General features: G+C 68.3%; 19 protein-coding genes. 8 read left to right on the top strand and 11 right to left on the bottom strand.

The window, feature by feature from the left end:
• Window positions 1–11 precede the first annotated feature (11 nt).
• Window positions 12–203, top strand: a complete 192-nt coding sequence (locus ACQPYY_RS01440) for a hypothetical protein (RefSeq protein ID WP_379103551.1) — start codon at window positions 12–14, stop codon at window positions 201–203.
• A 68-nt stretch (window positions 204–271) separates the two neighbouring features.
• Here the strand turns inward: ACQPYY_RS01440 and ACQPYY_RS01435 are convergent, their stop codons facing one another.
• Entirely contained in the window at window positions 272–1,813 is a 1,542-nt protein-coding gene (locus ACQPYY_RS01435; protein ID WP_433592508.1) for an MFS transporter, read from the bottom strand.
• Window positions 1,814–1,970: 157 nt separating this feature from the next.
• On the opposite strand from ACQPYY_RS01435, the gene ACQPYY_RS01430 reads away from it, so the two are divergent.
• Window positions 1,971–2,711, top strand: a complete 741-nt coding sequence (locus ACQPYY_RS01430; protein WP_433592507.1) for a TetR/AcrR family transcriptional regulator — start codon at window positions 1,971–1,973, stop codon at window positions 2,709–2,711.
• Window positions 2,712–2,729: 18 nt separating this feature from the next.
• Here ACQPYY_RS01430 and ACQPYY_RS01425 read toward each other — a convergent pair whose 3' ends face one another.
• Window positions 2,730–3,455: an SDR family oxidoreductase gene (locus ACQPYY_RS01425; RefSeq protein ID WP_433592506.1), complete on the bottom strand. Its 726-nt coding sequence runs from the start codon at window positions 3,453–3,455 to the stop codon at window positions 2,730–2,732.
• Window positions 3,456–3,556: 101 nt separating this feature from the next.
• Here ACQPYY_RS01425 and ACQPYY_RS01420 point away from each other — a divergent pair, with 101 nt between their 5' ends.
• The gene (locus tag ACQPYY_RS01420; RefSeq protein ID WP_433592505.1) at window positions 3,557–4,207 is read left to right on the top strand and encodes a TetR/AcrR family transcriptional regulator; all 651 of its coding nucleotides are present in this window, start codon (window positions 3,557–3,559) and stop codon (window positions 4,205–4,207) included.
• A gap of 14 nt (window positions 4,208–4,221) precedes the next feature.
• Here the strand turns inward: ACQPYY_RS01420 and ACQPYY_RS01415 are convergent, their stop codons facing one another.
• Both ACQPYY_RS01415 and ACQPYY_RS01410 read right to left on the bottom strand, forming a co-directional pair.
• Window positions 4,222–5,676 carry a catalase gene (locus ACQPYY_RS01415; protein WP_433592504.1) on the bottom strand — a complete coding sequence of 485 codons (1,455 nt, stop codon included), beginning with the start codon at window positions 5,674–5,676 and terminating at the stop codon, window positions 4,222–4,224.
• 85 nt (window positions 5,677–5,761) lie between these two features.
• Window positions 5,762–6,367 (bottom strand): tetratricopeptide repeat protein, encoded by a 606-nt coding sequence (locus tag ACQPYY_RS01410; RefSeq protein ID WP_433592503.1) that lies wholly within the window; start codon window positions 6,365–6,367, stop codon window positions 5,762–5,764.
• Between the two features lie 338 nt (window positions 6,368–6,705).
• Here ACQPYY_RS01410 and ACQPYY_RS01405 point away from each other — a divergent pair, with 338 nt between their 5' ends.
• Window positions 6,706–8,058: a serine hydrolase domain-containing protein gene (locus ACQPYY_RS01405; RefSeq protein ID WP_433592502.1), complete on the top strand. Its 1,353-nt coding sequence runs from the start codon at window positions 6,706–6,708 to the stop codon at window positions 8,056–8,058.
• Window positions 8,059–8,073: 15 nt separating this feature from the next.
• On the opposite strand, the gene ACQPYY_RS01400 is transcribed toward ACQPYY_RS01405, so the two are convergent.
• A complete protein-coding gene (locus ACQPYY_RS01400; protein WP_433592501.1) occupies window positions 8,074–9,324 on the bottom strand; it encodes a helix-turn-helix domain-containing protein in 1,251 nt (416 codons plus the stop codon).
• 455 nt (window positions 9,325–9,779) lie between these two features.
• Here ACQPYY_RS01400 and ACQPYY_RS01395 point away from each other — a divergent pair, with 455 nt between their 5' ends.
• Window positions 9,780–9,980, top strand: a complete 201-nt coding sequence (locus ACQPYY_RS01395; protein WP_379103533.1) for a hypothetical protein — start codon at window positions 9,780–9,782, stop codon at window positions 9,978–9,980.
• 71 nt (window positions 9,981–10,051) lie between these two features.
• Here the strand turns inward: ACQPYY_RS01395 and ACQPYY_RS01390 are convergent, their stop codons facing one another.
• The 3 genes from ACQPYY_RS01390 to ACQPYY_RS01380 form a co-directional block, all read right to left on the bottom strand.
• Window positions 10,052–11,083: an aspartate-semialdehyde dehydrogenase gene (locus ACQPYY_RS01390; protein WP_379103531.1), complete on the bottom strand. Its 1,032-nt coding sequence runs from the start codon at window positions 11,081–11,083 to the stop codon at window positions 10,052–10,054.
• A 79-nt stretch (window positions 11,084–11,162) separates the two neighbouring features.
• Window positions 11,163–12,428 carry an aspartate kinase gene (locus ACQPYY_RS01385; protein WP_357275449.1) on the bottom strand — a complete coding sequence of 422 codons (1,266 nt, stop codon included), beginning with the start codon at window positions 12,426–12,428 and terminating at the stop codon, window positions 11,163–11,165.
• A 112-nt stretch (window positions 12,429–12,540) separates the two neighbouring features.
• Window positions 12,541–13,125 carry a dihydrofolate reductase family protein gene (locus tag ACQPYY_RS01380; protein ID WP_433594540.1) on the bottom strand — a complete coding sequence of 195 codons (585 nt, stop codon included), beginning with the start codon at window positions 13,123–13,125 and terminating at the stop codon, window positions 12,541–12,543.
• A gap of 72 nt (window positions 13,126–13,197) precedes the next feature.
• Here ACQPYY_RS01380 and ACQPYY_RS01375 point away from each other — a divergent pair, with 72 nt between their 5' ends.
• The 3 genes from ACQPYY_RS01375 to ACQPYY_RS01365 all read left to right on the top strand — a co-directional run bounded on the left by ACQPYY_RS01375 (window position 13,198) and on the right by ACQPYY_RS01365 (window position 15,876).
• Window positions 13,198–13,776, top strand: coding sequence for a TetR/AcrR family transcriptional regulator (locus tag ACQPYY_RS01375; protein ID WP_433592500.1), 579 nt, complete (start codon window positions 13,198–13,200; stop codon window positions 13,774–13,776).
• A 193-nt stretch (window positions 13,777–13,969) separates the two neighbouring features.
• On the top strand, window positions 13,970–14,578 hold the full coding sequence (locus tag ACQPYY_RS01370; RefSeq protein ID WP_379103526.1) for an SRPBCC family protein: 609 nt from the start codon (window positions 13,970–13,972) through the stop codon (window positions 14,576–14,578).
• Between the two features lie 89 nt (window positions 14,579–14,667).
• Window positions 14,668–15,876 (top strand): low temperature requirement protein A, encoded by a 1,209-nt coding sequence (locus tag ACQPYY_RS01365; RefSeq protein ID WP_433592499.1) that lies wholly within the window; start codon window positions 14,668–14,670, stop codon window positions 15,874–15,876.
• Window positions 15,877–15,880: 4 nt separating this feature from the next.
• On the opposite strand, the gene ACQPYY_RS01360 is transcribed toward ACQPYY_RS01365, so the two are convergent.
• From ACQPYY_RS01360 to ACQPYY_RS01350, 3 genes are all read right to left on the bottom strand, one after another.
• Window positions 15,881–16,681, bottom strand: coding sequence for an ion transporter (locus ACQPYY_RS01360; protein WP_433592498.1), 801 nt, complete (start codon window positions 16,679–16,681; stop codon window positions 15,881–15,883).
• Window positions 16,682–16,863: 182 nt separating this feature from the next.
• The gene (locus ACQPYY_RS01355) at window positions 16,864–18,477 is read right to left on the bottom strand and encodes a GMC oxidoreductase (protein ID WP_433594539.1); all 1,614 of its coding nucleotides are present in this window, start codon (window positions 18,475–18,477) and stop codon (window positions 16,864–16,866) included.
• Between the two features lie 173 nt (window positions 18,478–18,650).
• Window positions 18,651–19,364: a type 1 glutamine amidotransferase gene (locus ACQPYY_RS01350; RefSeq protein WP_357275433.1), complete on the bottom strand. Its 714-nt coding sequence runs from the start codon at window positions 19,362–19,364 to the stop codon at window positions 18,651–18,653.
• Between the last annotated feature and the right edge of the window lie 6 nt (window positions 19,365–19,370).

Here is a 19,370-nt window from a genome sequence, read left to right as displayed (position 1 = left end):
GGGGTTCCCTAATGCTGCGTCTGGGTATCTGGATGGCGATTCTCGGCTTCGGCTCGCTGTTCCTGCAGAAGGCCGATATGCACTTCATCATCCTGGCCTGGGCTGACGATATGCAGCCCGGCTTCGGCATCGTGCTCGGGGCGATCGGGGTACTGCTGGCGCTGGTCTCGTTCGGCATGCAGGCCAAGGACGAGTCGGCCTGAGCCACCAGGAAATAGACGATTCCGCCCCCGGCTAGTACGCCGGGGGCGGAATCGTTTTCCGGTGTCGGCTAGCGGGCCTCGGCCAGCTCCGGCTCGGCCGTCTCCTCCGGAAGTCCTTCCGGCGCCGCCGCCTTCGCGCCCTTCATCAGGAAGAAGGCGATCACCGTGGCGGCCAGGACCGCCGCGCCACCCGCCAGGAAGGTGGTCGACATGGCGTGGGTGAAGGCGTCGCGAGCCGCGTTCAGCAGGGTGGCGTCACCGGTGGCGAAGGCTCCGGCGATGCTGTCGCGAGCCGCCGCCGGGGCGTCGGAAGGCATTCCGTCGGTGTAGGTTCCGGCCAGGATCGCGCCCAGCACGGCCACGCCCAGCGCGCCACCGGTCTGCTGGATGGTGTCGTTCAAGGCCGAACCGACGCCGGCCTGCTCCGGCGGGATGGCCCCCATCAGCGCGCCGATCGCGGCGGGCATGGCCAGACCGGCGCCCGCGCCGACCAGCGCCATGGCGAGGGCCGCGGCCCAGAAGCCCGAGTCGGTGTCGAGCGCGGCCAGGGCGCCCGAACCGGCGGCCAGCACCAGCATGCCGAGCAGGGTCAGCGGGCGGACGCCCAGCTTCCGCACCAGACCCGCGCCCACACCCTGCGCCACCAGGGCGGCGAAGGCCAGCGGGGTGAAGGCCAGCGCGGTCTTCATCGGCGTGTAGCCGAGCACGAACTGCAGGTACTGGGTCAGCAGCAGGAGCAGACCGGCATTGGCGAAGGTGACCAGGACCAGCGAGAAGCTGGATCCGGTGAAGACGCGGTTGCGGAACAGCTGCAGCGGCACCATCGGGTGCTCGGCCTTCAGTTCACGAATCAGGAAGGCCACCAGGAAGAGCGCGGCGACCACCAGCGAAACCCAGGTTCCGGCAAGGCCCTTGGTCGGGAACTCGATGATGCCCCACACCAGCGCCACGGTGCCGACGATGGACAGCGCCATGCCCGGCAGATCGGTCGGGCGAGCCGGGCCCTTGGACTCCGGCATCAGGGTCATGGCCGCCACGATGGCCACCGCCGCGATCGGCACGTTCAGCAGGAAGACCGCGCCCCACCACACGTGTTCGAGCATGAGGCCGCCCAGCACCGGGCCACCGACCATGCCGATCATGGCGACACTGCTCCAGGCGGCGATCGCCTTGGGGCGCTCCTGCTCGTCGAACACGGTGATCAGGATGGACAGGGTGCTCGGCATGATGAGCGCGCCGCCGATGCCCATGATCACGCGGCCGCCGATCAGCATCTCGGGGCTGGTGGCATAGGCGGCCAGCAGTGAGGCCGCGCCGAAGAGCACCAGGCCCAAGACCATCACCAGCCGGCGGCCGAAGCGGTCGGAGAGACTGCCCGTGGTGAGCAGCAGCCCCGCGAAGACCAGGATGTAGGAGTCGATCACCCACTGCAGCGCCTGCGGGCCGGCGTGCAGGTCGGTGGCGATCTGGGGCAGGGCGACGGTGAGGACCATATTGTCGATCACCAGCACCAGGGAGCTCAGGCAGAGCACCACCAGGATGAGCCAGCGCCGCGGGTCGCGCTGGGCGACCGGCGCCGTCAGCGCCTCGGCCATGTCTTTCGCAGTCATTGTCGTGTCCCCTTCGAGAAGCGGTCCCGCACACTGTGCGGCGTTGTCGAACACTGTACGACTTCCGTACACTGTTCGCAAGAGGGAACGGTGTACAGCAGAACGAACGGCGTTCTAGCTGGGGCTATGCTGTTCGGCAGACAAAGGAGGAAGAGCCATGGCGGCCAAGGCACAGGAGTTCTCGTCGGTGTGGACCCGACCGGAACGACAGCGCAAGGATCAGCCCGCACTGAGCCGGGAACAGATCGTCACCGAGGCGCTCGCCCTGCTCGATACCGAGGGCTACGACGCGCTCAGCATGCGCCGCCTCGGCAGCCGCCTGAACGCGGGCGCGACCTCGCTCTACACCCACGTCACCAACAAGGACGAGATCCTCGAACTCGCCATCGACGAGGCCTTCGGCGACGTCCCCGCACCCCCCGGCGTCGCCGAGAACTGGCGCGAAGAACTGCTCACCCTGGGCCGCGACATCCGCGCCGCCATCCTGCGGCACCCGTGGATCAGCACCGCCATGACCGGCGCCGGACTCGCCTACCTCGGCCCGAACCTGCTGCGCCTGTCCGAGACCATGCTCGCCCTGCTCGCGGCGGTCGGCTTCGACGACTACTCCGCCGACCGCGCCGCCAATGCCGTCTGGTCCTACGTGCTCGGCACCACCAGCGGCGAGACCGCCATGGTCACCACCATCGCCCGCAGCGGCCAGAGTCAGCAGGAGTGGTTCACCAACTTCATGACCCTGGCCGAGCAAGCGACACGCAGCTATCCGCACATCAGCAAACGCCACCGGACCATGGGCGACATCGACGTCGCCCAGTCCCGCGAGGACTTCTTCGACGACGAACTCGGCCTCATCCTCGACGGGCTGGAAGTGCGGCGCACCCGGGCGGCCGGCAAATAGGCTGCCGCGCGGGCTGATTCAGCGACCGGACGCCAGGCTGGTCCCGCCGTTGACATCGAGGACGACGCCGGTGGTGAAGCCGTTCACGGCCAGCAGGTGAATGGCGGCCGCGACATCCTCGGGGCGGCCGACCCGGCCCACCGGGGTGGTGGCGACCAGACCGTCGAACAGGGCCGTGCGCTGCGCCTCGGGAACCCGGTCCCACCACGGGGTATCGATGACTCCCGGGGCGACCGCGTTGATCCGCAGCGGGGCGAGCTCGACCGCCAGCGGCGCGACCATGGCATTGAGCGCGCCGTTGATGGCGGCCAGACCCGCGGTCCCGGGAAAGGCCGAGCGGGCCGAGGCGGCGGTCACCAGGGTCACCGAACCGTGCGAATCCAGGTGCGGCAGCGCGGCTTTCAGGATGCGAATCTGCGGCCAGAACTTGCCGTCGAAACCGGCGGCCAGCTGATCCAGGCCGAGTTCGGCGAACGGGCCGCTACCGGCCGATCCGCTCACCGAGATGACCAGGTGGTCCAGGGTTCCCAGCCCGGCGAAGAAGGCGTCGACCTCGGCCCGGTCGGTGGCGTCCACGGCGTGACCGGTGGTGTCGCCGCCGATGCGGGCCACGGCCGCGTCCAGCTTGGCCCGGTCGCGACCGGTGATGACGACCTCGGCGCCCGCGGCCGCGAAGACGGCTGCGGTGGCCTCGCCGATGCCGGAACTGCCACCCATGATGACGACGCGCTGGGTTGTGGTCATTGCCGGAACCTCCAGTTTGTTGGAACTGCTAGTCTCGACAACAGCGGAACCGAGACTTTTGATCTCGACGGAACGGTGAGCTGCGCCACAGGAGGACGTCGATGAAAACCGCAGGGCCGCAGTCCGATTCCGAGCGACCCCACACCGGCCGGCGCCGGAACGAGGCCACCCACCAGGCCATCCTCGATGCCTCGCTCCGGCTGCTCGGCGAATCCGGGGGCGCGCCAGTCACCATCGACGCCATCGCGCGGGCCGCCGGAGTCGGGAAGCAGACCGTCTACCGCTGGTGGCCGTCCAAAGGCGCGCTGCTGCTGGACGCGCTCACCGAACGATCGGCCCTGCACGTGCCGACGCCCGACACCGGTTCGGTGCGCGCCGACCTGATCGCGATCATCGACTCGACCTTCCGTGGCGCGCAGAGCGATTCGACCGCGCCCGCCCTGCGCACCCTGGTTCGCGAGGCCGCGCAGGACCCGCACCTGGCCGAATTGCTGGAGACCTTCACCGCGCAACGGCGTCAGGCCGTCCGGGAGGTCCTGGAGCGGGGGCGCGCACGCGGCGAACTGTCCGATGACGCCGACCTCGATCTCATGGTCGACCAGTTCTACGGCGTGTTCTGGTACCGCTTCCTGCTCGGCCACGCGCCCCTCGATACCGCCGTGGCCGAACGGCTCACCGATTCGATTCTGGCCGGGAACACAGAAGGCCCGCGTCGCCGAAGCGACGCGGGCCTAAATCGGGTTCGGGGGTAGACCCCGAGAGTGGGTCAGAGCTGTTCGCGGACAGCCACTTCGATGCGCTTGCCGAGGTCGGCGTCCACGCTCTTCCAGTAGTCGAACACGCGGCCCAGGATCGGCTCGCGAACGCCGCCCAGGATGTGCCCGGCCACAGTGCTCACCAGGCGATCCCGTTGCGCGTCGTCCATGACCTCACGCACCAGGGTGCCCGCCTGCGCGAAGTCGTTGTCCTCGCGGTGGGTGACGTAGCCGGCGCGGATCATGGTCGGGTCGAACGCCCACGCGCCGTCATCGATGGCGCGGGCCGGGTCGGCGTGCGCACCGCCGAAGGAGTTGGGCGCGTACACCGGAACGGTCGGCGCGTTGTGACCGAAACGCATGGCGCCGTCCTGCGAGTAGGAGTTCACCGGGGCAGCCTTGGCGCGGTTCGGCGGCAGCTGCGCGTGGTTGGCGCCGATCCGGTAGCGGTGCGCGTCGGCGTAGGCGAAGACGCGGCCCAGCAGCATCTTGTCGGGTGAGAAGGCGATGCCGGGCACCACGTTCGAGGGCGCGAAGGCGGCCTGCTCGATATCCACGAAGTAGTTCGCGGGGTTGCGGTTCAGGGTCCAGCGGCCGACCTCGATGAGCGGGTAGTCCTGCTGCGACCAGACCTTGGTCAGGTCGAAGGGGTTGACGCGGTAGTTCTCGGCCTCGGCGACCGGCATGATCTGGACCTTCAGCGTCCAGCTCGGGTGGTCGCCGCGCTCGATGGCCTCGTACAGGTCGCGCCGGTGGTAGTCGGCGTCCTTGCCGGCCAGCTCGTCGGCCTCGGCCTGGGTGAGGGTCTTGATGCCCTGGTCGGTCTTGAAGTGGTACTTCACCCAGAAGCGTTCGCCCGCTTCGTTGATCCACTGGTAAGTGTGCGAGCCGAAGCCGTCCATGTGGCGCAGGGTGGCGGGGATGCCGCGGTCGCCCATGAGCCAGGTGACCTGGTGGGCGGTCTCCGGGCGCAGGGTCCAGAAGTCCCACTGCATGTTCGCGTCGCGCAGGCCGGAGCCGGGCAGGCGCTTCTGCGAGTGGATGAAGTCGGGGAACTTGATCGGGTCCTTGATGAAGAAGACCGGGGTGTTGTTGCCGACGATGTCGTAGTTGCCCTCGGTGGTGTAGAACTTCACCGCGAAACCACGCGGGTCGCGCCAGGTGTCGGGGCTGCCCTGCTCACCGGCGACGGTGGAGAACCGCACCAGCGATTCGGTGCGGGTGCCCGGCTGGAACAGCGCGGCCTTGGTGTAGCGGCTGACGTCGCCGGTGACCACCAGTTCGCCGAACGCGCCCGCGCCCTTGGCGTGCACCACGCGCTCCGGGACGCGCTCCCGGTTGAAGTGCGCGAGCTTCTCGATCAGGTAGTGATCGTGCAGCAGGATCGGGCCCTGGGCGCCCGCGGTGAGCGATTCGTTGTCGCTGGGCACCGGGGCGCCGGAGTTGGTGGTGGTCGCCTTGGTCATGAAACCGAGCCTGCTCCGCTTTCTTGAACTAGTCAAGAAAAGCGGGCAGGCTCGTCAGTAAACAAAGCCGTATACAGTCCGGGCGCTAGCGCGGAGCCGGCGGGCGATAGGTCGGGAAGTTCGGTGGCGGGATATAGGTGGGCGGGCGATCGAGCCAGGTGGGCATCGGCGGCACCGTGAGCGGGTACTGCCGCAGATACGACGGGAACGTCGGCGGCGCGGTGTAGCGCGGCGGCGTGTAGTCGGTCGTGGTCGGCGCGGAATCGTGATCCGAGCCCAGGGCGGCGATCACCACCCGGATCACCAGCACCCCGACCACCGCCGCCCAGCGCCCGAACCGGCTGCCATCGGACTTCGGCCGCGGAACCGGCACCCGGGCAACGGCTTTCCGCTCGCGGTACGGACGACGGGGCGCGCCCCCTCGTCCCCGGCCGCGCCCCGACTCGACTGCAATTCCGCCAGCGCCCGCACCCGCCACACGAACGGCTCGTCCGGCGCCACCCGCAAACGCGGCCCCCGCGAACTCCAGCGCCCGCTCGTACTCCCCCTCCCGATAGGCCAGATTGGCCATATCCGCCAACGCCTCGGGATCCTCCGGATCCCCCGCCAGCACCTCCCCCAACATCTCCCGGGCCGCGTCGAAGCGCCCGAGATCCGCCAGCACCCTGGCCTTCTTGATCTTCTCGCTCATCCGATCAGCGATCCGGGATCAGCGGTTGTTGCGGGTGCGCATATACGCGGCGAGCTCGTCGTAGCTGCCGTCATTGTTGGCGAATTCGACGACATTGCGCGCGGATTCGAACCAGGCGCCGGTGCTGGGCCGGGTCTGGGTGAGGGCGGCGGCGAACGTTTCGAGGCATAGCCCAGATCACAGTGTCGCACCTGGAATAGATCGACACGGAGCCTGGTTGATGCACAGTGCCGGCGTCGGAACAGCCCCGGGCCGCACCCTTCGTCGCCACGAGCGACCACTCGCCGAGAGGCGCTTGTTGGGCGTCGGCTTCGACTTTCCGGGTTAGCCTGAACTCCATGCGGCGCATGCGCAGGGGGATGGCCGGCGCGTTGGCGACGGTGGTGATGGCGGGCAGCGTGATCCTCGGCGGAGGGGCCGCGACAGCGGTGACCGACCCGGCGTACTGCGCGCAACCCACGGGGCGCGACTTCGTGCGCGCCGCACCCGAGGACACCGGGGTCGACCCCGGACCCCTGGCCGACGCCCTCGCCTTCGCGGCCACCCGAAACCGCTTGAACGTCCAGGTCTTTCGGCACAACTGTCTGATCGGCGCGGGCCCCTCGAACACCGAGACCGACACCGTGCCGTGGAACGTCTGGAGCGTCACCAAGAGCGTCGTCTCCCTGCTCGCCGGAATCGCCTGGGACCGCGGGAAACTCGATATCGACGCGACCCTGGACAACTATCTGCCGCCGGGCATCGGCGACGCGGGGCACCGCGCCATCACCGTGGAGAACCTGCTGCAGGAGGCCTCGGGCCTGCGGGTCGGCGCGGCCACCGAGGGCATCACCGGTGTCGTCCCCCTCGACCCGTTCAGCGCGGTCCAGGCGCTGGGCGTGCCCTTCGACACCCCGCCGGGCAGCGCCTTCCAATACAGCCAGCGCAATGTGGACCTGCTGTCGTATGTGATCGAACTGGCCACCGGCGAACCGCTCCAGGACTTCGCGCAGCGGGAACTGTTCGGCCCCTTGGGGATCGAGCGCGGCGACTACTACTGGGCGCGGGACCGTTCCGGCCACACCTACGGGTACGCGCACCTGTTCATCCCGCCCGCCGATCTGGCGCGGCTCGGCATGCTGGTCGCCACGCACGGCCGCTGGAACGGTCGCGCCGTCATCTCCGAGGCCTATCTGGATCGGGCCGTCACGCCGTCGGCCACCAACCGCTGCTACGGCTACCTGTTCTGGCTCGGCCCGGGCTGCGCGGAGAATCCCGAATTCCTGCCCGCCGACACCTATTCCATGTCCGGACTCGGCCTGCAGAACGTCTTCGTGGTGCCCGACCTGGACCTGATGGTGGTGTGGACCGGCGTGTTCGGCGTGCACAGCGGTCAAGGCCCCGGCGGCCTCCTGCAATACGGCGACGAGCCGTCGCACGAGTTCTTCCGCCGCCTGCTGTCCGGGTTCCGCGACCATCCGATGCCGGATCCGGGCCCGTACGTGGAGACGCCGCTGCGAGTGGACTACCGCGCGTACTTCGACACCGATATCGCACTGGCGGTCTTCGGTGTCGGCGCGGACGCCTATCCCGGCTGTACCGTGTTGTCCTGCTTGAACCTTTCGCTCGCCCCGCCGTTCAGTGACGCGCCCCCGGGCTGCCTGCTGCTGGCGTGCGTCGGCCCCGACCCGCGCACCCCGGGGATGCGCTGACTCCGACGACCGCGTCTAGGGCGTGACCGCGGCCCGCCCCGCCAGCTCCCGTAAGTCGTCGGCCGGTCGGCGGCCGGCGAACTGCAGCAGATCGCGCACCACCTCGCGGGCGCGATGATCGGTGTGGACCAGTTCGGGCGTTAGTCGCTCGGCATTGAGCAACGCCTCCAACGCTTCCGCCGCCTGCCGCCGCTGCGCGTGCGCGCGGGCCACATCGACCAGGAAGCGGGCTTGCCGTTCCGGCGACAGGATCGACGCGTCGACGGTGCGCGCGGTGTCGAGCGCCTCGCCGGCGTCACCCAGTTCGACGGCCACGGCCACCGCGTGCACGGCGACCCCGGTCGGACCGAACTCGGTGTCGAAGTCGTTGCGGCCCTCGCCCAGTCGATCGGCGGCGGTGCGCGCCGCCGCCAGCCCGGCCCGGGCCGCGGTGCGATTCCCGTCCGTCGCCGCGATCACCGCCAGCATGAGCTGCAGGGATCCGTAGAGCGACAGCACTTCCGGCCGCGGGTGGTCGGCCGCCGCGCGGGCGGCCAGCGCCGCCACCGACACCCGTGCCGCCCGTTCGGCCTGTTCCAGTCGTTGCAGGCGCAGGAAGGCCTGTGCCATGCGGTAGGTTCCGGCCACGACGCTGAGCGCGTCACCGGATTCCTCGGCCGCGGACAAGGCGCGATCGGCCGCGACCCACGCCGCGTCGACCTCCTCCTGACGGGTGAACGCGGTCGCGGCCACCTGATAGGCGCGCGAGAGCTGGGTCAGCACTTCCGGCCGCCGCGGGGTGTTCGCCCGCGCGGCGTGTTCCAGATCCGGGATCAGTTCCAGCAGGCTGCCGCCCACCTCGACCAAACGGGATTCGTGTGCCAGCTGCCAGGCCAGGTCCACGCGCTGTTGCAGCTCGGGGAGTTTCGCGTCCGCCGCGTTCGGCTCGGGAACGCGGTCGGCCTCGTCTCCGAGGAGCTGGTCCAGCGCGGGATGTCCGGTGAGCAACAGCCGCAGCTGCTCGAAGACCGCCGAGCCGGGCCGATGCCCGTCGCCGCGGTCGGCGGCCACCGGTTCGGCCGCTTCGGGACGCAGATCGCGTACCGCCACGCCGAGCACGTCCGCCAGTCTTTGCAGAACGGACAGTCGCTCAACAGGCAGGACGTCTCGCTCGACCTGCGACACCCAGCTTTCCGAGCGCCGAATCGCCGCGCCCAACTCTTTCTGCGATAGTCCCCGCCGCCGGCGCAACTCCGCTACCCGTGCCCCAAGGGTACTTTCGGCCACCGGGTCAAACTCCTTCTGCCTGATCGGCTTTCCCGGCCGTCACCGCCCGCTTGTTTCGCCGATGTCTACCATGCCCTTCTCCTTCCGCCCATTCCTTCCAAGGGTGGATCTGCCGACAAGGATTCCAGACCGGGCGAGCTTACGGCGCACAGTATGGAACATGGATTTTTCTTATTGCACCGCAATTTTTCTGTGTTTAACGTTTGAAGAGGACCCGTCGAACCAAACGGACGACAAGAGGTGGTCATGCCCGGCGAACTTCTCTTCTTCCTACTCGGAGCCGGAATCGGCGGCGCGGCAATGTGGTTGGCGGCGTGCGCCCTAGCGGCCACCAAGTATTCCTCCGCTGCCGACGGGGCGACGGTGCAATCGATCACCGCTCGCCTCGAACGCGAGGGTAACCGGAACTCTCGCGCGGCGAAAGGTCAACCAGTCACCCACCGGGCGCCCACACGATGACGGCCGCCCCCAAAACCGACGAAGTCCATGTGCGCCTGCGGTTTCCCGGCGGAATGATCTTGGATTACCGCGCCGAGCGAGCAATTGCGGAACGCCTCGCAGCACATTTGCGACCGCATCGCATTGAAGTCATCATCGACGGCATGCCGATCGATCGGCTCGCGCCACTACCGTGCGCGGAACTCTGGGCCGATTGACCATATCCGAAAACGGACCGCGCACTTTACGTGCACGGTCCGTAACGGTTAGTTCCGATCATAGAAACTGATCAGTTGTTCAAAAGAACTTCCGCGATCTGAATGGTGTTCAGCGCGGCGCCCTTACGCAGATTGTCGCCCGAGATGAACAGCGCCAGACCGCGACCGTCCGGCGCACCCGGATCCTGGCGGATACGACCCACCAGCGACTCGTCCTGGCCGGCGGCGGCCAGCGGCGTCGGCACATCGGTCAGCCGCACGCCGGGCGCCTTGGCCAGCAATTCCTCCGCACGCTCGACCGAGAGCGGCCGGGCGAACTCGGCATTGATCGACAGCGAGTGCCCGGTGAACACCGGCACGCGCACACAGGTGCCGCTCACCAGCAGGTCCGGCAGACCCAGGATCTTGCGGGACTCGTTGCGCAGCTTCTGATCCTCGTCGGTCTCACCGCTGCCATCGTCCACCAGTGAGCCCGCGAGCGGAATCACATCGAAGGCGATGGGGGCCACGTACTTGTTCGGCGCCGGGAAGTCCACGGCCGACCCGTCGTGCACCAGCTTCTCGGCGTCGCCGATCACCGCGCGCACCTGCGAGGCCAGCTCCTCCACACCGGCCAGGCCGGAACCCGAGACCGCCTGGTAGCTGGACACGATCAGCCGCTGCAGACCGGCCTCGTCGTGCAGCACCTTGAGTACCGGCATGGCGGCCATGGTGGTGCAGTTCGGGTTGGCGATGATGCCCTTGACCAGGTTGCGGGTCGCCTCCGGGTTCACCTCGGAGACCACCAGCGGCACCTCGGGATCCTTGCGCCAGGCCGAGGAGTTGTCGATGACGGTGACACCGGCGGCCGCGAAGCGCGGCGCCTGCACCCGGGACATGGTGGCGCCGGCCGAGAACAGCGCGATGTCCAGTCCGGTCGGGTCCGCGGTCTCGGTGTCCTCGACCACGATGTCCTTGCCGCGGAACGGCAGCGTCTTGCCCGCCGAGCGCGAGGACGCGAAGAAGCGCACCTCGTCGGCCGGGAAGTTGCGCTCCTCCAGCAGCTTTCGCATGACCGCGCCGACCTGACCGGTCGCGCCGACGACGCCTACACGCACACCCATCGCTCAGTATCCTTTCGACTTGATCGGGAGCGCTGCGTGGTTACGCTGCGCTTCCGCCTCCGCGCCTGACCCGATCAAGTCAGCGTCCCGTTCCGCCGTGCACCACGGCGACCTCGTCGCCGCCCAGATCGAACGCCGAGTGCAGCACCTTCACGGCTTCGTCCAGGTCGGTGTCCTTGACCAGCACCGAGATCCGGATCTCCGAGGTGGAGATCAGGTCGATATTGATGCCCGCGTCCGCGAGCGACTCGCAGAAGGTGGCGGTCACGCCCGGGTGCGACTTCATGCCCGCGCCGACCAGCGACACCTTGCCGATGTGGTCGTCGTACACGACCTGGGAGAAGCCGATCTCGCCCTGCCGCTTGGTGAGCAGCTCGACGGCGCGCGGGCCCTCCAGCTTGGGCAGGGTGAAGGTGATGTCGGTCTTACCCGTCTCCACCTTGGAGATGTTCTGCAGCACCATGTCGATATTGATCTCGGCATCGGCGACCGCGCGGAACACCTTGGCGGCGTAGCCCGGCTCGTCCGGAATGCCGACCACGGTCACCTTGGCCTCGCTGCGGTCGTGCGCGACGCCCGTGAGGATTGCTTGCTCCAAGGGGATGTCCTCCATCGATCCGGTAATCATGGTGCCCGTCTTGTCCGTGTACGAGGACCGCACATGGACGGGCACGTTGTAGCGGCGCGCGTACTCGACGCAACGCAGCATCAGAACTTTCGAGCCGCAGGCCGCCATCTCCAGCATCTCCTCGTAGGAGACGGAGTCCAGCTTCTGGGCGTCGGTGACGATGCGCGGGTCGGCGGAGAAGACGCCGTCCACATCGGTGTAGATCTCGCACACGTCGGCATTGAGCGCGGCGGCCAGCGCGACCGCGGTGGTGTCGGAACCACCGCGACCCAGCGTGGTCACGTCCTTGCTGTCCTGGGACACGCCCTGGAAACCCGCGACCAGCACGATGGTGCCCTCACCGAGCGCCTGCTGCACTCGGCCCGGGGCCACATCGATGATCTTGGCGTTGCCGTGCGTGCCGGTGGTGATGACACCGGCCTGGGAGCCGGTGAAGGACCGGGCCTCGGCGCCGAGGGAGTGGATGGCCATGGCCACCAGCGCGTTGGAGATGCGCTCACCGGAAGTGAGGAGCATGTCCATCTCGCGCGCGGGCGCGGCGGGCGCGACCTGCTGGGCCAGATCCAGGAGTTCGTCGGTGGTGTCGCCCATGGCCGAGCACACCACGACCACATCGTGGCCGAGCTTCTTGGTCTCGACGATCCGCTCGGCGACCCTCCGGATGCGCTCGGCGGTGGCGACCGAGGATCCTCCGTATTTCTGGACGACGAGAGCCACGGCGGAAATCCTCCAAGATCGACAAACTGCTGCTACCGAGGGTCAAGACTACCGGCCCAGGTCCACGAGATTTCGCCCCACCTCTCGTCGGCCACTTTCGGCCATCGGCCAGCTATTCCGGCCGCACCCGGTCCAACCAGGTCACCTGGGCCCCGTTACTGAATTCGCGGCGCTGGGTAACGGTGAATCGAGCGGGCCGGAATCCGCCGGAGAAGAGCGGCAGGCCCGCGCCCGCGATCACCGGGTAACTCTTGATGATCATCCGGTCGACCTCGTCGGCCAGCTGCCCGGCCAGGTTCGCGCCGCCACAGAGCCAGATGTCCTTACCCGCTTCCTTCTTCAATCGGCGCACCAGCTCGACCGGATCTCCGGCCACCACTTCCACCTGCGGGTTGTCCACGGGGGCGAGGGTTGTGGAGAAGACGTACTGCTTCAGGTGGTCGTACGGGCTGGCGATGCCCACGGCGAGCGCGGGCTCATAGGTGCCACGGCCCATGAGCACGGTGCCCCATTCATTGTTGGGCGTATCGACGGGAAGGCCCGCGTGCGGGCGGATGTGCGTCGGGACAGCCTCGGGGTACCGCTCGTTGAACCAGGCCGCCATGTCGTCGGCCACCGGATAGAAGTCGACCTGACCTTCCGGACCCGCGATGTAACCGTCCAGGGAGACCGCCACGTAGTAGACGAGATTTCGCATGGTGTACCGCCTCATTCGTAGTACTGTGTCCGTAGTGGTTACGAACATAGTACTACAGATGGAGTGGTGTCAATGGTCCGAACGAATCCGGAACGACGCAATGCCCTGATCGACGCGGCCATCGAGGTCCTGGCCCGCGACGGAGCCCGCGGGCTAACGTTCCGCGCGGTCGACAAGGAGGCCGGCGTCCCGGCGGGCACCGCCTCCAACTACTTCCCGAATCGGGACGAACTGTTCGTACAGGCGGGCCACCGCTTCTATGAACGGCTACAACCCAGCACCGAGACGATGGACCATTTGCTCACCGGGCCACGCACCCGCGAGACCATCGCCGAACTGATGGCCGAGACCGTCGCACGGATCAGCGGGTTCCGCACCGGCTACCTCGCCCTGCTCGAACTGCGCCTCGAGGCCACCCGCCGGCCGGAGCTACAGGCCATCCTCACCGAACGGGTGCGCGCCGACATCGAGTTCAATGTCCGCAACCATCTGGACTCCGGGCTGCCCGGCGATGCCGACTCCGTATTGCTGCTGTACCTGGCCCTGAACTGGCTCATCGTCGAAAGGCTCACGTTGCCCGAGATCTTCGACGACGCGGAGGCCGCGCGGCTGATCGAGGCGGCGGTGGAACGAGCCATCCCGGCCATGTGACCGCCGTCACTTCACGCCGTCCGAATACCGGCTTCTCCCAAGATTTCCGGTTTATCTACAGCCGTGGCGGATTTCTACGCCGAGCTGGGACATTGCGACCAATCAGACCGACCAGTCGGTCAGAAGTAGTGGGATGCGCAGTTGACTCTGGCAGCGACCCTGGTCACAATCGGTCCCCGAGTGGAGGGTAGATATGCGCACGAAAACTGACCACCGGTTCGTGATCGACCTCGATCCCGACCAGGTGATGGACGCGTTGCTCATGGTCGAGCAGATGCCCGACTGGTCGCCCTCGCACCAGGACGTCCGGGTCGCCAGCCGCGACCAATTCGGCCGCCCGAAGCGGGTCTACGTCTCGGCCAACCTGATGGGCCGGCCGGACCGGCAGGTCGTCGAGTTCAGCTGCACCGAGACCCGCGTCGAATGGCGGGTCACCGAGTCCAGCGCCGGCGCCGGCGGCACCAGCTGGTTCGACCTCGCCGAAATCGAGGACGGTGCAACCGAAGTCTGGTACCACTCCGAGCTCTACCTGCCGATCCCGGTGCCCGGCATGGTCCTCAAGCGCAGCGCGCGCCGCGAGGGCGAGGCGCTGATCAGCAACTTCATCGCCTTCGTCGAATCCGTGACCGGCCTGCAGGGCCTCGGCGAGGTCGAGGCCGCCCCGGCCGAGGCCGCCGAACCCGCGTCCTACGCCGAGGGTTACGAGCAGGGCGGCTACGCCCAGCCCGGTTACCCGCAGCCCGGCTACGCGCAGCGCCTGGACTACGGCCGCGGCTTCGAGCCCGGTTTCGGCACCGCGTAAGGCCGGTGGCGGGAACCCGCTTGATGCCGACGGCGAACACTGGCGACTGACACTGCCGTTCGCCCGCGCGAACCGGCAGTATGTCTGCCATGCCCGGTTCGGTTCGCACCCGCATGACTCCGGTCGCCGAGGACGCCTCGGTGACCCAGCTGGAACTGTTCTTCGACCTGGTGATCGTCTTCGCCTTCACCATGGTCACCGACTTCGCCGCGCACGAGACCACCGCCGTGAATCTGCTGCGCGCCGTGCTGATCCTGGCCATGCTGTGGTGGGCGTGGATCGGCTACTCCTGGCTCGGCAACGTGATCAAGGCCGACGAGGGCATCGCCCGGGTGGCCATGTTCGTGGCCATGGGCGGGGCGTTCATCATCGCGCTCACCATTCCCGAGTCCTTCCACGATCTGCCGGGTGGCTGGTACGGGCCGCTGGTCTTCGTCATCGCGTATCTGGCCGTGCGGCTCATCCACCTGACCGTGTTCTGGATGGCGAGTACGCACGACACCCAATTGCGACGGCAGGTGATCCGCTGGGCGGCAGGCTCACTCAGCGTGCCCGCCGTGCTGCTCGTCGCGGGCGCCCTCACCACCGGCGCCGCCCAGCTGGGGCTGTGGCTGGCCGCTCTGGTGTGCGACATGGGCTGGACGTTCTTCGCGGGCAACGAATGGCGGCTGTACTCCGCCTCGCACTTCGCCGAGCGGTACGGCCTGATCGTCATCATCGCGCTGGGCGAATCCATCGTGTCCATCGGCGTCGGCGTGGCCGGACTGCCGATCTCGTGGCCCATCGCGGTCGGCTCGATGCTGGGGCTCGGCGTGGCCGGGCTGCTGTGGTGGGCCTATTTCGACGTGGCCGCGCTGGTGGTGGAGCGCGCCATGCATCACGCCCAGGGCGCGCGCCGCGTGCAGATCGCCCGCAACTGCTACACCTTCTGGCACTTCCCGATGATCGCCGGAATCGTGGCCATGGCACTGGGTTTGAAGAAGGTGCTCAACTACGTGGGTGGGGCCCAAGGGCATTCGCTCAGCGACCAGCTGCACGGGATCCCGCTGTTCGCGCTGTACGGCGGCGTGGCGACATATCTGCTGGCGCTGGCCGGTTTCCGGCACTACGCGACCGGCAAGGTGCTGGTGCCGCGACTGGTGACCGCCGGGGTCCTGCTGGCACTCATCCCGCTCGCCTCGGCGCTGCCCGCGCTGGCCGCGCTGGGCATCCTGTGCTCGGTGCTGCTGGCGCTGATCGTGTTCGAGGTGGTGCGCTACGCCCAGCCGCGCGATCTCATCCGGCACGGGACGATCTGAGCGGTCATACGGGCGATCCGGCGCCCGGGGCGATCCGGTGGTTGATCGACTCCGGCACCCGGGTGCCCGCGTGTACGGCGTCGCGGAGCTGATTGATGTTCTCGCGCAGGGCGTCCGCGACCAGTTCGTCGGTGCGCGGATCGGCCAGCACCTGGAAGACGACCCGGAAACTGGCGTCCGCGATACCGCGGATCATCTCCTCGTGGAACGGGATGTAGCGCACCTTGCCCAGCTGCGGATCGCTCCGGATCACCTCGACGATCATCTGATCGATCTCGGAGCGGTTCTCCTCCAGCGCGTTCGCGATATTGCGGGTGTAGTGGCCGGCGCGCATCACCTCGCCGACCTCGTCGAGCACCCGGATGGTGAGCGGGCGTTCGATGGCCTCGACGATGGCCCCGATCGACCGGTTAACCACGGCCGCGGTGATCCGGTCGCCGAAGGCGCGGTCGGCCACCCGGCCCAGCCGCACCACGATCACCACGATCCGCAGCAGCCGGAACCCGCGGAAGAACGGGGAGGTCACCGGAATCATGCCGAGGACCTCGTACCAGTAGATGAACGGGAACGTCCAGCTCCAGCCCTCCCGCCGCCAGCGCCACAGGAATTCGGCCAGGAAGACCGCGCAGATGCTGTAGTCCGCGATCCGGATCAACCGGTAGGTGTGGTCGGACACCGGGAAGAAGGTGATCCAGGCGACCAGCACGACGGACACCACCGCGAGGGCGAGCATGAGGAAGTCGCTCCACAAGGCCGGAGGCTTGTGCGGAAACTCATCGGCCTCCGGTGCGCCGAGCTCGGTCACGACGTCCCCTTCCTCCTCGAACGGTCGCCGCCAGCGTAGTCGGCGCAAACCCCCGGTGAGGCGGTGTTCCGCACAGCAGATTTCAGGGCGACCGGTCTTTCCCTATCGCAGCATTCCGCGCCGCAAGTTTGTCCACAGCCCCCCGGGGAACTGTGGACAACGGCGAAAAGCCTTCCGCCCGGCTACCTTCCGGCGCGGATGATCGCCTCGATATTGCGTTCGGCGATCGCGGTGATGGTGAGCGACGGGTTCACCGTGGCGGTGCTGCCCGGGATGGCCGCGCCGTCCATGACGTACAGACCGGGATGGCCGACGACCCGCCCGTAGCCGTCGGTCGCCCGCCCGAGCACCGCGCCGCCCAGCGGGTGCGCGGTGAAGAAGCCCTGCGCGTCGAATCCGATGGCGGTGTAGTCCACCATCGCGCCGCTGGCCTGTCCCACCTTGTGATCCACCGCGCGGCAGGCGTCCACGATCCGACCCTGCGCCTCGTGCGGCCAGGCCAGTCCCACGGCATTGCGGCCGCGGTCGTAGCCGAAGCGGGCGCGAGTCGGGTCCAGCACGATGCCGAGCGAGGCGATGGCGCCGGTATCGATGGGAATGCCCGGCACGTACCAGTTCTCGAGGTGCAGCGGCATGCCCGCGTCGTCGAAGATGCGGCTGGCGCTGGGGACACCGCCGCCGTTCATGGACGGGTAGCTGAAGCTGCGGGCCAGCACCACATCGCCGTTGGTGCCCCAGCCGTCGCCGACATGCTCGTTGAGGTTGCGCAGCGTGCCGGTGGCCTGGGCCCGCACCAGCAGTTCGGAGGTGCCGACCGAGCCCGCGCCCAGGAACAGCTTGTCGCAGGTGAGGGTGCGGGTGCGCAGCACCTGACCGGTCGGGGCCAGCTTGCTCACGGTAACAACGTATTTGCCGTTGGCGTCCTGGCCGATGGTGTCGACCCGGTGGCCCGGGAAGATGCCGGTGCGGCCGGTGCCCTCGGCGTAGCGCAGGTAGTTCTGGTTGAGATCGAACTTCGCGCCGTTGGAGTTGCCGAGATTGCTGTGCGCCGCGGTGGCCGAGGCGCGGCTGTTGCCCGCCAGCTCGGCGCGCACCACGTCCCAGTTGAAGATCGAGTCGTTGGCCTCCGGCGTATACCCCGCGGCCCGCACCTGCTGGTCCCACACCCGCGAGTGCGCGAACGGCGCGGAGTCGTAGACGTCCTGGGGCATCGGGGACAGCCGCAGCATCTGCCGGACCCTGGGGTAGTACACCGAGTCCAGTTCGTCGAAGTTCACGACGCCGCCGAAGACATGGTCGAACAGGTGCTTCGGCGGCGCGACCATGGCGCCGGAGAAGACGATCGACCCGCCGCCCACCGCGGAGGCGCGCCACACATCGATGCCGGGGTACTCGGTGACGTCCAGGACGCCGCCGAAGTCCGCGCACGGCACCGGGACCTTGGTGATGCCGGTGAAGCTGGTGCGATGCCAGAAGCCGCGACCGTCGGGCAGCTCGTCGCCGGTGAAGATCTCCCGCCACGGGTCGTTGGGCCAGCGGGAACCGCGCTCCAGCACGGTGTTCTGGATACCGGCCTCGGCCAGTCGCAGCGCGGTCACCGCGGCGCCGAAACCGGAGCCGATCACGATGGCCTCGGTGTGCTCTGGCGGATCCGGCAGTGGCGCAAAGATTTCCGGGACCCACGCCTCGAACAGCGCGTTCCACAACGGATTCGCCGACGCGGATCCGGCGCCGCGCGTAGCGGCACCCGTTCCGACGCCCGCCAACAGAGCCGCCAATCCGGCAGCCTTCAACATGGTGCGCCTACGCAACCGGTCACCTCCCTCATCACGCGTGACCGCGCGCGAGATTACCGGCCGGTCGCCATCGCCTCAACACCTCCGTGAGAGATCACCAACCGGACATTCAAGACGGCTGTGCCGCGGCACAAGCCCCCGATCCCGTGGGCGGCGCCGAAATCAGCCCGCCATCAGGCCCGGAGGCGTTCCCGGCGGAGCTGATCGACCTCCGGAAGCTCCAGCGGCGGAAGCGAATCCACACCCAGCGCGCGGCCGAGCAGATAGTCGGCGAGCTCGGGATTGCGGGCCAGTGCGGGGCCGTGCATGTAGGTGCCGAGCACCGAACCCTGGATGACGCCCTCGAGCCCGTCCCCGACGCCGTTGCCGACGCCCTTGGTGACCCGGGCCAGCGGTTTGGCGTCGCCACCGAGTTTGGTTCCGCCGCGATGGTTCTCGAAACCGGTGAGCGGCTGGGACAGGCCGGGCACCAGCGGCTGGGTCGCGACCTCGCCGATGGCCCGCTTGTCCTGGGGCGCGGTGGTGACGTCGAACAGGCCCACGCCGTCGACGCGTTCGCCCGACGACGTCTCGTACCAGTGGCCCAGGACCTGGATGGCCGCGCAGATGGCCAGCACCGGCGCACCCCGTCCGGCGGCCTCCTGGAGGCCCGGATAGCGCTGCAGATGGCGGGTGGCCAGCCGCTGGGCCGAGTCCTCCGCGCCGCCGAGGGTATAGAGGTCCAGGGAGTTGGGAACCGGCTCGGTGAGCGGGATCTCGACGATCTCGGCGTCGTAGCCGCGCATCCGCAGCCGCTGGCGCAGCACCACGGCATTGCCACCGTCGCCGTAGGTGCCCATCACGTCCGGGAGCACGAGGCCGATGCGGACGGTCGATTCTCGTGTCATGCTCTA

Source organism: Nocardia sp. CA-145437 (genome assembly GCF_050956485.1).
Lineage (GTDB): Bacteria > Actinomycetota > Actinomycetes > Mycobacteriales > Mycobacteriaceae > Nocardia.
This window is presented reverse-complemented; position numbering and strand designations above follow the sequence as displayed.

Bases quoted from the DNA above. Each gene is read 5' to 3' on its own strand.
- ACQPYY_RS01440 (WP_379103551.1), top strand. From the start codon at position 12: ATGCTGCGTCTGGGTATCTGGATGGCGATTCTCGGCTTCGGCTCGCTG.
- ACQPYY_RS01435 (WP_433592508.1), bottom strand. From the start codon at position 1,813: ATGACTGCGAAAGACATGGCCGAGGCGCTGACGGCGCCGGTCGCCCAG.
- ACQPYY_RS01430 (WP_433592507.1), top strand. From the start codon at position 1,971: ATGGCGGCCAAGGCACAGGAGTTCTCGTCGGTGTGGACCCGACCGGAA.
- ACQPYY_RS01425 (WP_433592506.1), bottom strand. From the start codon at position 3,455: ATGACCACAACCCAGCGCGTCGTCATCATGGGTGGCAGTTCCGGCATC.
- ACQPYY_RS01420 (WP_433592505.1), top strand. From the start codon at position 3,557: ATGAAAACCGCAGGGCCGCAGTCCGATTCCGAGCGACCCCACACCGGC.
- ACQPYY_RS01415 (WP_433592504.1), bottom strand. From the start codon at position 5,676: ATGACCAAGGCGACCACCACCAACTCCGGCGCCCCGGTGCCCAGCGAC.
- ACQPYY_RS01410 (WP_433592503.1), bottom strand. From the start codon at position 6,367: ATGAGCGAGAAGATCAAGAAGGCCAGGGTGCTGGCGGATCTCGGGCGC.
- ACQPYY_RS01405 (WP_433592502.1), top strand. From the start codon at position 6,706: ATGCGGCGCATGCGCAGGGGGATGGCCGGCGCGTTGGCGACGGTGGTG.
- ACQPYY_RS01395 (WP_379103533.1), top strand. From the start codon at position 9,780: ATGACGGCCGCCCCCAAAACCGACGAAGTCCATGTGCGCCTGCGGTTT.
- ACQPYY_RS01390 (WP_379103531.1), bottom strand. From the start codon at position 11,083: ATGGGTGTGCGTGTAGGCGTCGTCGGCGCGACCGGTCAGGTCGGCGCG.
- ACQPYY_RS01380 (WP_433594540.1), bottom strand. From the start codon at position 13,125: ATGCGAAATCTCGTCTACTACGTGGCGGTCTCCCTGGACGGTTACATC.
- ACQPYY_RS01375 (WP_433592500.1), top strand. From the start codon at position 13,198: ATGGTCCGAACGAATCCGGAACGACGCAATGCCCTGATCGACGCGGCC.
- ACQPYY_RS01370 (WP_379103526.1), top strand. From the start codon at position 13,970: ATGCGCACGAAAACTGACCACCGGTTCGTGATCGACCTCGATCCCGAC.
- ACQPYY_RS01365 (WP_433592499.1), top strand. From the start codon at position 14,668: ATGCCCGGTTCGGTTCGCACCCGCATGACTCCGGTCGCCGAGGACGCC.
- ACQPYY_RS01355 (WP_433594539.1), bottom strand. From the start codon at position 18,477: ATGTTGAAGGCTGCCGGATTGGCGGCTCTGTTGGCGGGCGTCGGAACG.
- ACQPYY_RS01350 (WP_357275433.1), bottom strand. From the start codon at position 19,364: ATGACACGAGAATCGACCGTCCGCATCGGCCTCGTGCTCCCGGACGTG.